The sequence below is a fragment of the Mycobacterium sp. B14F4 genome, from assembly GCF_039871645.1.
Classification (GTDB): Bacteria; Actinomycetota; Actinomycetes; order Mycobacteriales; family Mycobacteriaceae; genus Mycobacterium.
The window spans coordinates 677122-691115 of sequence record NZ_JBDPMF010000002.1; the positions used below are offsets into that span (position 1 = coordinate 677122).

Genomic DNA, 13994 nt, shown 5'->3' on the forward strand with positions numbered 1-13994 from the left:
GGTCAGCCCACCATCCTGTCTTGAATCTGCTTCTGTCGCAGTGTGATCCGCGCCCGCCAGTCTTCATCGGAGATCTTGTTCGATGCGTAGTGCGGAAGCGCGGCGGCGACCTTGTCGATGTCGACGACCTCGACCGTCGGCCCGTCGGCTTCGGTCAGCTCGCGCGACAACCGCTGCCAGCGGAACTGCAGGTAACCCTTGCGGTGACCGAGCGTCTCGCACCAGTTCGTCACACCGGGATTGGCGTCGGACACCACGATGCGGATCATGCCGTCCGGATCGGCCTGCGCCTGAGTGCCGTTGAGCGACGTCTGGTGGTTGATGTAGTCCAGCGAGATGTACCAGAGGCTGCCCAATTGGAACCCGACGTACGGCGCGTCGCTGACCGGCACGGTGATGATCATCGCCTGATCGGACCTCAGGTCGAAGTGCCCGACCGACGAGTACTGAGTGGCCAGCCCGCCGGGGGTGAGCCGCGGCGCCACCATGGTGTTGACCGGCAGGTTGTTGTAGAACCACTGGGGAAATTGCAGCCACGTCCTGACCCGCTGCACCAGTTGCTTTCCGGCGACGGCGTAGCGCTTCTCGATGAGTTCGCGCGTCGGCGGCGGCGGTGCGGTGCCCGCGGTGTCGGTGCGCGCGATGCTGATGTAGCCGCGCTGCGCCGACCAGTCGTTGTAGACCTCGCGAACCAGCAACTGCGAGGGGCTGTTCGGGGTGACCCGCCATTCGAACGTGCCGTCGTCGGCGATGTCGAGTTCGCGGTCGTCGAACGCCGCTTGGCTGACCGGCACGTTGTCGTCGGTGTACTCGCCGCCGAGCATCTGGAACGACAGGTCGGTGGTGGTGCCGCGGCGTCCCGTGACGACGTATTCGTGGCCGGGTCGCACGCGGGTGCCGAAGTAGAGCGTGTCCGGGTTGTCGAGGCCCATCTTGGTGAACGGCCCGGTGCCGGACTGCATGAACGGGTGGTCCCGGTCGTAGTCGAACGCCAGGTGCATGCATCCGGCGACGCAGCCGGCCAGGTACTGCAGACCTTCGAGCAGGTCGGCCTCGGACTCGATGAACGGTGCGGCGGCGACGAGGCGTTCGGCTTCGTGGATCGCGTCGGTCAGTGGCTGCGAGTACACGCCTCGAAACTAGAACGCGTTCTAGCGGGAGTCAATATACTGACCACTGTGTTCCATATATGTACCGGATGTAGTCTGCTGCCATGTCCAGCCCCGACTCGTCCGGCCGAGCGTCGCCGCCGACCGAGCGAGTCGTGCGCGTCCTCGACTTTCTGGCCGGCCGCCCCGACCAGCGGTTCGGCGTCTCCGAGCTCGCACGTCGCATCGAGGTAAGCAAGCCGACCTGCCTTGGCATCGTCACCACGCTGACCGAGACGGGGTATCTGGTGCGCGACCCGGCGGACAAGACGTACCGGCTGGGACCGTCACTCATCACGCTGGGCCACAAGGCACAGGAGTCGATGCGCGTCAACCCCGCGGCGCGCGAGGAGTTGCGCCGGTTGTCAGCGCGATTCGACGTGACCGCCGCGCTGTCCGCGGTCGTCGACGACCGGATCACGCTGCTGGACCTCGTCGCGCCCGCCGGCGCCAGGCCGGGGGTCGAGGTCGGCCAGAGTTACCCGTTCGCGCCGCCGGTGGGATTGATGTTCGTGCTCTGGGACGACGAGGCCGAGCGCAACTGGCTGGCCAAGGAACCCACGATCCCGCTGCGCACCGACAGCGCACGGCTCGCTCGCGTGATCGCCGAATGCCGCGCCGACGGCTACCTCGTCGAGCGGCTGACCCCGGGCGGGCGCCGGCTGTACGCGTTGATGGCAGGCATGTCCAGCAAACTTCCTGACGAGCTGCGCGCATTGTTGGGCGAGCTGGTCTCCGACATCGGCGAGCGCGTGTACCTGCGCAGCGAGAACGCCGGCGCGCGCAAGCGGCATGACATCAGCGTGATCTCGGCGCCGGTGTTTGACCACTATCAACGTCAGGTGATGGTCGTCTCAATGCACATCGGCAGGGCGTTGTCCGACAGCGAGATAACCGAGCGGGCCCGGGCCCTGGTCAGCACCGCCGATTCGGTCACCGCACAGTTGGGCGGGGCCAAGCCCACCCAAGGGGCATTTAGAACAGCAAACCAATAGGCGGACGACCGGCGCGGTTTCGCGTAACGGCGGGTGGGGTAGTCCTCGATATACGTCGGGGGGTCTTCATGAACCGCCGTCAAGCATTTGGCGGGCAGACATGAACAACAAGTCGATGTAGCGCCGCCGTTGCGGCGCCATCACCGGACAAGGAGTTCATTGTGAGAATCAAGAAGATCGCAGCGACGACCGCGATGGCCGGCGCGCTGGGATTCGCAGCGTTCGGCGTGGGTAGTGGATTCGCGCAGGCCGACCCGAAGTGGCCCGTTCCCAACCCGCCGGGGCCCGGTAACGGCGACATCTGGCTTCCTGGTGATCCGCCGGGTCACAACCCGTTCGGTCCGCCCGGACAGGTCAAGAAGGATCTGCTCTTCAACGTCCCGCCGGGGCACTGGGGCGATCCGGCCTACGTCGGACTTCCCACGGTCTGGCTGCCGCCCGGCATTCCCGGCTTGACCGGACCGCTGCCGCTCGTGTTCAACCCCGCCGCCCCGGCGTGGGGCGTGTGGCTCAGCAACGGCGTGTTCGTTCCGTACCCGGTGTAAGAGCCTCCACACAGCAGCCGCCCTGCCGTTTCGGCAGGGCGGCTGTTCATGTGGAGCATCTCTCACCTTCAATCTATAGCGCACCCGGGGGCTTGCGGCAAGACCGGGGTAGTGCCTCAAAATTGCTGGCCTGGAACGAAACCGGCGAGATTGGGGATGGTCGAATGCGAGTGTGTCTGTCGACGTGGGGATCACGCGGCGATGTGGAACCGATGGCCGCGCTGGCCTTGCGGCTGCGTGAATCCGGTGCGCAGGTACGCCTGTGCGCCCCGCCTGACTTCACCGACCTGGCTGCCAGGGCCGGCGTCCCGCTGATCCCGCTGGGCGAGCCGATCCGCGAGTTCCTGCACGGCGCGAAACCGGCCACCCCCGCGGATGCACCGCGCACCGCGGCGAACCTGATCGCCATGCAATTCGAAACCGTCGCAGCTGCGGCCGAGGACTGCGACGCGGTGGTGGCGAGTGGCCTGATGCCCGCCGGTGTGCGCTCGATCGCGGAGAGTAACGGCATGCGGTACGCCTGTGTGGCATTCCAGCCGGGAAGCATCCCGTCGCCACACCAGACGCCTTTGCCGCGGCCGGGTAAGCCGTTCCCGGCCGGCGAGACCGACAGCCGAGTGCTGTGGGACGTCGACGCCGAGCGGGTCGACGCGCTGTACCGCGACCCGCTCAACGCCCACCGCGCCGAGCTCGGGCTGCCACCCGTGCACAACGTCCGCGACCACGTGTTCACCGACCGGCCCTGGCTGGCCGCCGATCCGACGCTGGCGCCCTGGCCGGGTTCGCCCGACTTCGACGTCGTGCGCACCGCCGCCTGGATTCTGCCCGACGCGCGCCCGCTTCCCGACCACGTGCTCGCGTTCCTCGACACGGGACCGCCGCCGGTGTACGTCGGCACCGGCAGTGTGCGAGCTCCGGGGGAGCTGGCCCGGAGCGCCGTGGAGGCGGTCCGCGCGCATGGCGGCCGGACAGTCGTCGCCCGCAGCTGGGCCGGTCACGCGCCGATCGACGACGGGGCCGACTGCATCGCGGTCGACGAGGTCAACCACCAGGCGCTGTTCCCCCGGATGGCCGCCGTCGTCCATCACGGTGGGGCGGGCACCACGACCACGGCGGCTCGGGCGGGCGTGCCGCAGGTGGTGGTGCCGCAGTACGCCGATCAGCCGTACTGGGCGGGCCGGGTGGCCGCGCTGGGCATCGGCGCCGCCCACGACGGACCGGTGCCGACGGTCGAGTCCCTCTCGGTCGCGCTGCAATCCGCCCTGACGAGCGAGACCCGCGCCCGGGCTCGGGCGCTCGCGCCCACGATCCGCACCGACGGCGCCGCCGACGCCGCGCGACTACTTGGTGCCCTGGCCTGAAACGCACTCATCGCGCCGGCCGTCAGGCCGGCGCGATGAGCTCCAGGTAACTACCGGATCACAGGTCGGTCAGTGCCGCCGAGATCGGGGTCGGCGTCACCTCGATGCCACACTGGCTCGACAGCTGGGCGGCCGGCTCGTTGATGGCCTTCAGCTCCGACTCGACCTGCGGATTCTGCGCGAAGTACACGCGGAACGCGTCCGTGGCCCGCTCCTGCGGCTGCATAGCGATCTCCGTGAGCGCCTCGTTGGCCTGCGGGTTCGCGGCCAGGTAGGTGCTCATGGAGGCGGACACCGTGCTGGAGGTGCCGGCAATCGCGCTCACACTGCAGGTGGTGCCCGGCTCCGGCGTCGGCGCCGGCTCGGCCATGGCGACCGGGGCGACGATCGCGGCGGATCCGAATGCGAGCAGGCCGCCGGCGAACATGCCGTACAGGCCGCGTCGCACGGTCGTTGCGGACCAGTTCTTCTTCGGGTTCATCTGACCCTCCCTTCGGTCTGCGACCACTCGGCCGCAGCCCAGGGCGTAGCCGAGGACCGCGCGGGCCTAAACAAACCCCAGCGCAGCAGGCGTGTCAGCCGGTGCTGGCCACGGCGAACGGAAGAACCTCGGGCGCGCCCGCCGCGCGCAGGACACGGGCCGCCATCGTCATCGTCCATCCGGTGTCGAACACGTCGTCGATCAGCAGTACCGGGCCGTCCGCGGCAGCGATCGGACCCGGGTCGGGCGCGAGCCACGAACCGGTCAGCGCCGCGACCCGAAACGCCGAGTTCGCCGCCGTCACCGGTCGACGGCCGGGCGCGTACTGCAGGGTGCCGAGGTTCGTCAGCCGCCCGAGACGGCTCAGTTCGGTGGCCAGCGACGTGAGCAGCAGCCGATGGCGCTCGGAGTCGAGCGCCATCACCGCGGTCGGTCGCCTCGTCCAGTCCCACGACGCCAACACCTTCACCGCTGATTGCACGACGTCGTCGGAGACCTCGCCGTCGGGTTCGTCGAGCAGACGCCGTAACCGGGCGCCCCAGCCCAGGTCGGTCAACCGGCCGATGGCCCGGCCCGGAGCGGAGCCGTCGGTGATCTTGCCGCTCAGGTTCAGCCCGAGCTTTCCCAGTCCCGACGGCCACTGCTTGCGCGCCGCGAGGTCCACCCCGGGCCGCATCAGCCGTTGCCGCGTCTCCTCGGCCGCGCTCGCGTCGACATGGCCGCTGGCGCGGACCCCGGTGCAGTTGTCACAGCGACCGCAGCGCTCCCCTTCGCGCAGCGACGGGTCATCGAGTTGGCCGCGCAGAAAAGCCATCCGGCAGGCGTCGGTGGACTGGTAGTCGAGCATGGCCTGTTGTTCGCGCTCGCGGGCCTCGTCGAGCTTGCGGTAGCGCGCCTCGTCGTACTCCCACGGCTCACCCGTGCTGACCCAGCCACCCTTCACCCGCCGTACCGCACCGTCGACGTCGAGCACCTTCAGCACCATCTCCAACCGGGACCGCCCGATGTCGACGAGAGGCTCCAGCGCGGGCGTGGACTGCGGCCGCTCCGGCTCCAGCGCGCGAATCACGTTGCGCACCAGCGCTTCCGGCGGGAAGGCCACGGAGGCGAAATAGCGCCAGACGTCGGCGTCCTCATGGCCCGGCAACAGGATGACCTGCGCGCTGTCCGTCGACCGGCCCGCTCGGCCGACCTGTTGGTAGTAGGCGATGGGCGAGGACGGAGCACCCAGGTGGACGACGAAGCCGAGGTCGGGCTTGTCGAAACCCATACCGAGCGCCGAGGTGGCGATGAGCGCCTTGACGCGGTTGGCGAGCAGGTCCGCCTCGAGCTGTTCGCGTTCGGCCGCTTCCGTGGCGCCGGTGTACGCCGCGACCGCGTGTCCACGCTCGCGGAGCAGCGACGCGACGTCGTGCGCCTGGGCGACGGTCAGCGTGTAGACGATTCCCGAGCCCGGCAGCGCATCGATGTTCGCCGCAAGCCACGCCGCCCGTTGGGCCGGGTTGCCCGCCTTGACCACCGACAGCCGCAGCGACTCCCGGTCGAGCCCGCCGCGCAGCACCACCGTGTCCTGGCCTCCGACACCCAGCTGCGTCGCGACGTCGTCGACGACCCGGTCGTTGGCGGTCGCCGTGGTGGCAAGCACCGGGACATCGCTGCCCAGTTCGGCGATGAGGGTGCGGATTCGCCGGTAGTCCGGCCGGAAGTCGTGGCCCCAGTCGGACACACAATGCGCCTCGTCCACCACCACGAGGCCGGCATCGCGGGCCAGCGCGGGCAGAACCTGATCGCGGAAGTCGGGGTTGTTCAACCGTTCCGGGCTGACCAACAGCACGTCGAGGTCGCCCCGTCGTACGCGCTCGTGGATCTCGTCCCAATCGGCGACGTTGCTCGAATTGATGGTGGCGGCGTGCACGCCCGCCCGCTCCGCGGCCGCCACCTGGTTGCGCATCAGTGCCAGCAGCGGGGACACGATGACCGTGGCGCCGCGACCGGCCGCGCGGAGCAGCTTGGCGGCGATGAAGTACACCGCCGACTTACCCCAACCCGTGCGCTGTACGACGAGTGCCCGACGGCGGTGCACCACCAGCGCCTCGATCGCCGTCCACTGATCCTCACGCAGCGTGGCCGCCGGGCCCGCCAACTGTTCGAGGATCGATTGCGCGTCAGCCCGGGTCGCCATGGCCCCTATGGTGCCGGTCGGGTCCGACGGGGAATGCTGGGGTGTGCCCCGGAGATCGGTCGCCCGCCTGCTGGTCGTCGCTCTATTGCTGGCGGCCTGTACTCCTCAACCGGCGGCCCGCCACGACGGCGTCACCGCACCGCACCGACTCGACTGGGGCGTGTTCGTCCCGGACGACTTCTCGGGCTCCAGCGACCTGTCGGTGGTGACGCAGATGGCCGGTGCGCCACCGCGCTACGTGCTGCGGTTCGCGGCGATCAACGATCAGGTGCCGATCGGACAGCTGGCCGCCATCGCCACGAGCGGGGCGGCGCCGATACTGACCCTGGAGTTGTGGCAGCCCGGCGCGGGCGCCGAACAACCGGAGTATGCGCTGCGTCGCATCCTGGCCGGTGACTTCGACAGCCGGCTCGACGCCTGGGCACGAATCCTGGCGGACTGGGAGCAACCCCTGATCCTGCGGACGGGTCACGAGATGAACAGCCCCTACTACCCGTGGTCGATCGGGGTCAACGGCAACACCGCCGCGGAATCGGCCCAGGCGTGGCGCCACATCCGCGATCTGTTCCGCCGCGCGGGAGCCGACAACGTCGCGTTCATGTGGTGCCCGGACGCGTCCTCCGACCGCGTCGACGACATGGCCGCGGCATTTCCCGGCGCCGATGCCGTCGACCTACTCGGCCTGGACGGCTACAACTGGGGCGACGGTGACGGCAAGAGCTGGCGCAGTGGGGCCGACATCTTCGGCGACAGCCTCACGCAGCTTCGCCGGCTCGACCCGCGCCACGACATCCTCATCTCCGAGACGGCAAGCGTGGAGGGGCCCCGCTGCGGCACGGACAAGGCCGACTGGATCTACGGGCTCTTCGACTTCCTGGCCACCCAGGAGCGGGTGACCGGCCTGGTGTGGTTCCAGGCGGTCAAGGAGCGCGACTGGCGGTTCAACTCCTCACCGCAGGCGCAGGAGGCGTTCAAGCAGTCGGTGGCCAAACAACAGTGACCGTCAGCCGGCGGACGCCGCTTCCTGCTCGCGCTTGATCTCCAGCGCGATGTCGATGAGCTGGTCCTCCTGGCCGCCGATCAGCTTGCGCTGGCCGGCACGGTGCAGCAGCTTGTGCGCGGGCACGCCGTACCGTTCGGACTGACGGATGGCGTGCTTGAGGAAGCTCGAGTACACCCCCGAATAGCCCATGATCAGCGCGTTGCGATCGAGTAGGCACTCGGCGGGCATCGCGGGGGCGACGACCTCCTCGGCCGCATCGGCGATGTCGAAGAAGTCGATCCCGGTCTTGACGCCGATCTTGTCGAAGACGCCGATCAGCGCCTCGACCGGCGCATTGCCCGCACCCGCGCCGAACCGACGACAGCTGCCGTCGATCTGCTTGGCACCCGCACGCACCGCCTCGATGGAATTGGCAACGCCGAGGCCGAGGTTCTCGTGGCCGTGGAAGCCAACCTGCGCATCGTCGCCGAGTTCGGCGACCAACGCCGCGACGCGGTCCCGCACGCCCTCGAGCACCAGCGCTCCGGCGGAGTCGACGACGTACACGCACTGGCAGCCGGCGTCGGCCATGATGCGGGCCTGCGCGGCGAGCTTCTCCGGTGGAATGGTGTGGCTCATCATCAGGAAGCCGACGGTCTCAAGGCCGAGCTCGCGGGCCAGGCCGAAGTGCTGGATCGAGACGTCGGCCTCGGTGCAGTGGGTGGCGATGCGACAGATCGACCCGCCGTTGTTCTGCGCCTCCTTGATGTCTTCCTTGGTGCCCACACCCGGCAGCATCAGGAAGGCGATCTTGGATTCCTTGGCGGTTTCGGCGGCGAGCTTGATCAGCTCCTGTTCCGGGGTCTTGGAGAAGCCGTAGTTGAAGCTCGACCCGCCCAGCCCGTCGCCGTGGGTCACCTCGATGACCGGCACCCCCGCGGCGTCCAGCGCGGAGACGATCGCGTGGACCTCGTCCTTGGTGAACTGGTGGCGTTTGTGGTGACTGCCGTCGCGCAGCGACGTGTCGGTCATCCGGACGTCCCAGATCGGGTTGAAGTAGATGCCGTCGGTGCTCATGATTGGCCTCCTGATGACGCGGACAGGGACGCCCCGGCCATTTCCTTGGCGATCTCCTCGCCGACCTTGGTCGCCGCCGCGGTCATGATGTCCAGGTTTCCAGCGTAGGGCGGAAGGTAGTCGCCCGCACCCTCCACCTCGACGAACGTGGTGACGACGTGGTTGCCGCCGTTGACGACGGACGGTTCGTCGAACTGCGGCTCGTTGAGCAGCCGATAACCCGGCACGTAGGTCTGCACCTCGGCGACGACGTCCTTGATGGACTGGGTGATGGCCTCGCGGTCGGCGTCCTCGGGAATCGCGCAGAAGATGGTGTCGCGCATGATCATCGGCGGTTCGGCCGGGTTCAGGATGATGATCGCCTTGCCGCGCTGGGCACCGCCGATGTTCTGCACGCCGGCAGCGGTGGTCTTGGTGAACTCGTCGATGTTGGCCCGGGTGCCGGGGCCGGCCGACGCCGAGGACACCGACGCCACGATCTCGGCATACGGCACGACTCCGCCCTGTCTGGCGACTGCGGCTGACACGGCGTACACCATTGGGATGGTGGCCTGTCCGCCGCAGGTGACCATGTTGATGTTCTGCGCGTCGAGGTGCTCGCGCAGGTTGGCCGGCGGAATGACACCGGGGCCGACCGCCGCCGGCGTGAGGTCGATGGCACGGATGCCCGCGTCGGCGTACCGCGGCGCCGCGTCGCGGTGCACGTAGGCGCTGGTGGCCTCGAACACCATGTCGGGCTTCTCACTCTGCGCCAGCAGCCAGTCGACGCCCTCGTGCGACGTCTCCAGGCCGAGCTTGCGGGCGCGGGCGAGCCCTTCGCTCTCGGGGTCGATGCCGATCATCCAGCGCGGCTCGAGCCACTCCGAGCGCAGCAGCTTGTACAACAGGTCGGTGCTGATGTTGCCCGACCCGACGATTGCGACCGATGCCTTGTCCGGCATGTCTGCTCCTAGCTATTCGAAACTCAGGTGGACTGAACCTAACCCGGTGAAGTCCGCGACGAAATCGCTGCCCGGGGGTGCATCTATCGCACGCGTGCAGGAGCCCGGCAACACGATGTCCCCGGCCTTGAGCCGCACCCCGAAACTCTCGACCTTGCGGGCCAGCCACGCCACCGCGGTGACCGGGTTGCCCAGCACCGCGTCGCTGCGACCCTTCGCGACGACTTCGCCGTTGTTGGTCAACACGGCGTCGATGGTGCGGATGTCGATGTCCTTGGGCGACACGCGCGCCTCGCCGAGCACCCAGCCCGCCGACGAGGCGTTGTCGGCGATGGTGTCGCACAACTTGATCTGCCAGTTGGTGATGCGAGTGTCGATCAACTCGATGGCGGGGGCGAAGGCGGCCGTCGCGGCCAGCACGTCGTCCTCGGTGCAGCCCGCCCCCGGCAGGTCGTCGGCCAGGATGAAGCCCACCTCCACCTCGACCCGCGGGTAGAGGTAGTCGGCGGACTTGACGGGCTTGTCTTCGAAGACGGCCATCTCGTCGAGCAGGTGCCCGTAGTCGGGCTCGTCGACGTTCATCATCTTCTGCATGGCCTCGGACGACAGGCCGACCTTGTGGCCGATCACCTTCGCACCCTCGGCGACGCGCTGGCGGATGTTGATCAACTGGATCTCGTAGGCATCCACGACATCGATGTCGGGGTGCCCGTCGGTCAGCGGGGAGATCGGCACCCGGCTGCGCTCGGCCTGCGCGAGGTCGGCGGCCAACTCCTGGCGCACCTGGTCACTGAGCATCCTTGCTAGGCCCTCTCTTGTCCGCTTGTTCCGTCGACCGGCGCGGTTGTGGGTCGGCCGGGCAATTCTATAACGTGTTCTACATGACTGGTCAGGAGTATGACGTCGTCGTGGTGGGCAGCGGCGCGGCCGGCATGGTCGCTGCGCTCACCGCGGCCCACCAGGGACTTTCCACAGTAGTCGTCGAGAAGGCTCCGCACTACGGTGGTTCCACGGCGCGGTCAGGTGGCGGCGTCTGGATTCCGAACAACGAGGTGCTCAAGCGCGACGGCGTCAAGGACACCGCCGAAGCCGCCCGCACCTACCTGCACGCGATCATCGGCGACGTCGTCCCGGCAGAGAAGATCGACACGTACCTCGAGCGCGGCCCGGAGATGCTGTCGTTCGTGCTGAAGCAATCGCCGCTGAAGCTGTGCTGGGTGCCGGGCTACTCCGACTACTACCCCGAGACGCCGGGCGGCAAGCCGACGGGCCGCTCGGTCGAACCCAAACCGTTCGATGCCAAGAAACTCGGCGCCGACCTGCCGGGCTTGGAGCCGCCGTACGGCAAGGTGCCGCTCAACGTGGTCGTCATGCAGCAGGACTACGTGCGGCTCAACCAGCTCAAGCGTCATCCTCGCGGCGTGCTGCGCAGCCTCAAGGTCGGCGCGCGCACGATGTGGGCCAAGGCCACCGGCAAGAATCTGGTCGGCATGGGCCGCGCGTTGATCGCGCCGCTGCGCCTCGGGCTGCGCGACGCCGGTGTGCCCGTGCGTCTGAACACCGCGCTGACCGACCTCTACGTCGAGGACGGCGTCGTCCGCGGGATCTATGTAGTGGACACCACCGCCCAAACGGGCACCGAATCGGCTGAGCCCGAACTGATCCGGGCCCGGCGCGGGGTGATCCTGGGCTCCGGCGGCTTCGAACACAACGAGCAGATGAGGGTGAAGTACCAGCGCGCCCCCATCACCACGGAGTGGACCGTCGGCGCGAAGGCCAACACCGGCGACGGCATCATCGCCGCCGAGAAGCTGGGCGCCGCGCTGGACATCATGGAGGACGCCTGGTGGGGCCCGACGGTGCCACTGGTCGGTGCGCCGTGGTTCGCACTGTCGGAACGCAATTCGCCGGGCTCGATCATCGTCAACATGGCCGGCAAGCGGTTCATGAACGAGTCGATGCCGTATGTCGAGGCGTGCCATCACATGTACGGCGGCCAATACGGACAGGGACCGGGGCCCGGCGAGAACATCCCCGCCTGGCTGGTCTTCGATCAGCGGTACCGCGACCGCTACATCTTCGCCGGACTTCAACCCGGACAACGTATTCCGAAGAAGTGGCTGGAGTCGGGCGTGATCGTGTCGGCCGCCACGCTCGAGGAGTTGGCCGACAAGACCGGCCTTCCGGTCGACGCGTTCACGGCCACGGTCGAGCGGTTCAACGGATTCGCCCGGTCCGGCGTCGACGAAGACTTCAGGCGTGGTGAGAGCGCTTACGACCGCTACTACGGCGATCCGACCAACAAGCCCAATCCCAACCTCGGCGAGATCAGCCACCCGCCGTACTACGCGGCCAAGATGGTGCCCGGCGACCTGGGCACCAAGGGTGGCGTGCGCACCGACGTACAGGGCCGCGCCCTGCGCGACGACGGGTCGATCATCGAGGGCCTGTACGCTGCGGGCAACGTCAGCGCTCCGGTGATGGGCCACACCTATCCCGGACCCGGCGGGACCATCGGTCCGGCGATGACGTTCGGATACCTTGCGGCACTGCACCTGGCGGGGAAGAACTGATGCCCATCAATCTCGCCGAAGCTCTCGGCGCCGAGCTCCCGGCCGCTGAGTTCTCCTGGACCAGTAGCGATATCCAGCTGTATCACCTGGGGCTGGGCGCAGGCACCGATCCCATGGACAAGCGTGAGCTGCGCTATCTGACCGACGGCACACCGCAGGTGTTGCCGACGTTCGGCAACGTGGCGCAAAGCTTCCACATGACCGAGGCACCCACCGTCAAGTTCCCCGGCATCGACATCGAACTGAGCAAAGTGCTGCACGCCAGCGAGGCCGTTTCGGTTCCCGGGCCCATCCCGCCGTCGGGAACCGGGCGCGCCGTCACCCGGTTCACCGATATCTGGGACAAGGGCAAGGCCGCGGTGATCTGGTCGGAGACGACGGTGACCGCACCCGACGGCGCGCTGCTGTGGACGCAGAAGCGGTCGATCTTTGCCCGCGGCGAAGGGGGATTCGGCGGCGAGCGGGGTCCGTCGACGTCGTCGGAGCCGCCCCAGCGGGCCGCCGATTACGAACTGGCGATTCCGGTGTCGCCGCAGCAGGCGCTGCTGTACCGGATGTGCGGCGATCGCAATCCGCTGCACTCGGACCCGGATTTCGCCGCCGCCGCAGGCTTTCCGAAGCCGATCCTGCACGGCCTGTGCACCTACGGCATGACGTGCAAGGCGATGGTCGACACGCTGCTCGACGGGGACACCTCCCGGCTCGCCAGTTACGGCGCCCGCTTCGCCGGGGTGGTGTTTCCCGGCGAGACGCTCAAGGCGAGCATCTGGAAGGACGGCGACGGATTCGTCGCGGTGGTCACTGCGCCCGAGCGCGACGACGCCGTGGCGCTGGCCGGCGTGGAGTTCGTCCCCGCCTGACGTAGGCGGCCGAGCCAACGGCTAGGAGGCCGAACCGGGAGCGCCGTTCCCGCCGGTACCACCCTGGCCGCCGGCTCCGCCCGTGGTACCCGACGACTCATTGCCGGGATTGCCCGCGTTGCCCGGATTACCAGGCGAGAACCCGTTGCCTTCTGAGGTGTAGGACCGGCCGCCGTTGTCGCCGTTGCCGCCGGAACCACCGGTGCCCCCTGTCCCGTCGACGCCGTCGCTGCCTGTGCCGCCGCGTGTGCCGAAGATCCCCCCGGCACCGCCCGAGGCGCCGCTGGCACCGACACCGCCGTCACCGCCCTTGCCTCCGTTGCCGCCCGTGCCGCCGACAGCGGACCGCCAGCGTCCGTGTTTCTCTCGCAATCCACTTGTGCGACAACACCTTCGGACAGGGTGCCGGGTGAGCACGCGTCCACCGCATATCCTCGCGGCAGTTGGCGCTGCAGCCGCGCCCGGTCCTCGGCGTCGGAGGTGGGTTCCGGTGCCGACGTGGCCGTCTCGGTAGCGGGGGCCTGGGCACTGTCGGACGACGGCCGCGTCGTCAACCAGAAGATCAGGCCGCCCACCACGGCCAGCACTCCGACCGCGGCGCCGGTGACCAGGACCGGTTTCACATCGCGCTGACGCCGGCGCGTCTGCCGCGGGTTGACGGTCAGCGGTTCGTCGAACCTGCCGGTCCAGGTGTCCTGCCTGGCAGGCGGTTCGGCCCGCTGCGGGCCCGGTTGCCATCCGTCGTCGAAGCGCTCGTCCGGCGAAATCGCCTGCAGCGGGCCGGTGTCCGTGTCATCGGGCGCCGGATCGTGGATGTCGTCGTCAAGTGGGGCGGCGGGCTCCAGCCAT

At 68.6% G+C, this 13994-nt stretch carries 14 protein-coding genes; 7 read left to right on the forward strand and 7 right to left on the reverse strand.

All coding sequences use genetic code 11. The features are described 5' to 3' along the window. Window positions 1–2 precede the first annotated feature (2 nt). Window positions 3–1130 carry a hypothetical protein gene (locus ABGB19_RS08550; RefSeq protein ID WP_347685430.1) on the reverse strand — a complete coding sequence of 376 codons (1128 nt, stop codon included), beginning with the start codon at window positions 1128–1130 and terminating at the stop codon, window positions 3–5. 83 nt (window positions 1131–1213) lie between these two features. Here ABGB19_RS08550 and ABGB19_RS08555 point away from each other — a divergent pair, with 83 nt between their 5' ends. The 3 genes from ABGB19_RS08555 to ABGB19_RS08565 all read left to right on the forward strand — a co-directional run bounded on the left by ABGB19_RS08555 (window position 1214) and on the right by ABGB19_RS08565 (window position 4049). Then, complete coding sequence (locus ABGB19_RS08555; RefSeq protein ID WP_347685431.1) at window positions 1214–2143, forward strand: helix-turn-helix domain-containing protein; 930 nt, start codon at window positions 1214–1216, stop codon at window positions 2141–2143. A gap of 161 nt (window positions 2144–2304) precedes the next feature. Next, window positions 2305–2688 (forward strand): hypothetical protein, encoded by a 384-nt coding sequence (locus ABGB19_RS08560; protein WP_347685432.1) that lies wholly within the window; start codon window positions 2305–2307, stop codon window positions 2686–2688. A 164-nt stretch (window positions 2689–2852) separates the two neighbouring features. Next, entirely contained in the window at window positions 2853–4049 is a 1197-nt protein-coding gene (locus tag ABGB19_RS08565) for a glycosyltransferase (protein ID WP_347685433.1), read from the forward strand. A gap of 58 nt (window positions 4050–4107) precedes the next feature. Here the strand turns inward: ABGB19_RS08565 and ABGB19_RS08570 are convergent, their stop codons facing one another. After that, window positions 4108–4530, reverse strand: coding sequence for a hemophore-related protein (locus tag ABGB19_RS08570; protein WP_347685434.1), 423 nt, complete (start codon window positions 4528–4530; stop codon window positions 4108–4110). A 94-nt stretch (window positions 4531–4624) separates the two neighbouring features. Continuing rightward, window positions 4625–6712 (reverse strand): RecQ family ATP-dependent DNA helicase, encoded by a 2088-nt coding sequence (locus ABGB19_RS08575; RefSeq protein WP_347685435.1) that lies wholly within the window; start codon window positions 6710–6712, stop codon window positions 4625–4627. Between the two features lie 43 nt (window positions 6713–6755). Between ABGB19_RS08575 and ABGB19_RS08580 the strand changes: the two genes are divergently transcribed. Next, complete coding sequence (locus ABGB19_RS08580; RefSeq protein WP_347685436.1) at window positions 6756–7712, forward strand: glycosyl hydrolase; 957 nt, start codon at window positions 6756–6758, stop codon at window positions 7710–7712. 3 nt (window positions 7713–7715) lie between these two features. Here ABGB19_RS08580 and dmpG read toward each other — a convergent pair whose 3' ends face one another. The 3 genes from dmpG to ABGB19_RS08595 are packed head-to-tail and all read right to left on the reverse strand — an operon-like array spanning window position 7716 to window position 10510. Then, a complete protein-coding gene (dmpG, locus tag ABGB19_RS08585) occupies window positions 7716–8771 on the reverse strand; it encodes a 4-hydroxy-2-oxovalerate aldolase (RefSeq protein ID WP_347685437.1) in 1056 nt (351 codons plus the stop codon). Further along, entirely contained in the window at window positions 8768–9712 is a 945-nt protein-coding gene (locus tag ABGB19_RS08590; protein ID WP_347685438.1) for an acetaldehyde dehydrogenase (acetylating), read from the reverse strand. The genes dmpG and ABGB19_RS08590 overlap by 4 nt, the downstream gene beginning before the upstream one ends. 12 nt (window positions 9713–9724) lie before the next feature. Continuing rightward, window positions 9725–10510: a 2-keto-4-pentenoate hydratase gene (locus tag ABGB19_RS08595; RefSeq protein ID WP_347685439.1), complete on the reverse strand. Its 786-nt coding sequence runs from the start codon at window positions 10508–10510 to the stop codon at window positions 9725–9727. 83 nt (window positions 10511–10593) lie between these two features. On the opposite strand from ABGB19_RS08595, the gene kstD reads away from it, so the two are divergent. Then, window positions 10594–12285: a 3-oxosteroid 1-dehydrogenase gene (gene kstD, locus ABGB19_RS08600; RefSeq protein ID WP_347685440.1), complete on the forward strand. Its 1692-nt coding sequence runs from the start codon at window positions 10594–10596 to the stop codon at window positions 12283–12285. Further along, the gene (locus ABGB19_RS08605; protein WP_347685441.1) at window positions 12285–13145 is read left to right on the forward strand and encodes a MaoC/PaaZ C-terminal domain-containing protein; all 861 of its coding nucleotides are present in this window, start codon (window positions 12285–12287) and stop codon (window positions 13143–13145) included. Before kstD ends, ABGB19_RS08605 begins: the two co-directional genes overlap by 1 nt. Before the next feature lie 21 nt (window positions 13146–13166). Here the strand turns inward: ABGB19_RS08605 and ABGB19_RS08610 are convergent, their stop codons facing one another. Next, window positions 13167–13517, reverse strand: a complete 351-nt coding sequence (locus tag ABGB19_RS08610; RefSeq protein ID WP_347685442.1) for a hypothetical protein — start codon at window positions 13515–13517, stop codon at window positions 13167–13169. 126 nt (window positions 13518–13643) lie between these two features. Here ABGB19_RS08610 and ABGB19_RS08615 point away from each other — a divergent pair, with 126 nt between their 5' ends. After that, window positions 13644–13778, forward strand: coding sequence for a hypothetical protein (locus ABGB19_RS08615; RefSeq protein ID WP_347685443.1), 135 nt, complete (start codon window positions 13644–13646; stop codon window positions 13776–13778). Window positions 13779–13994 lie beyond the last annotated feature (216 nt).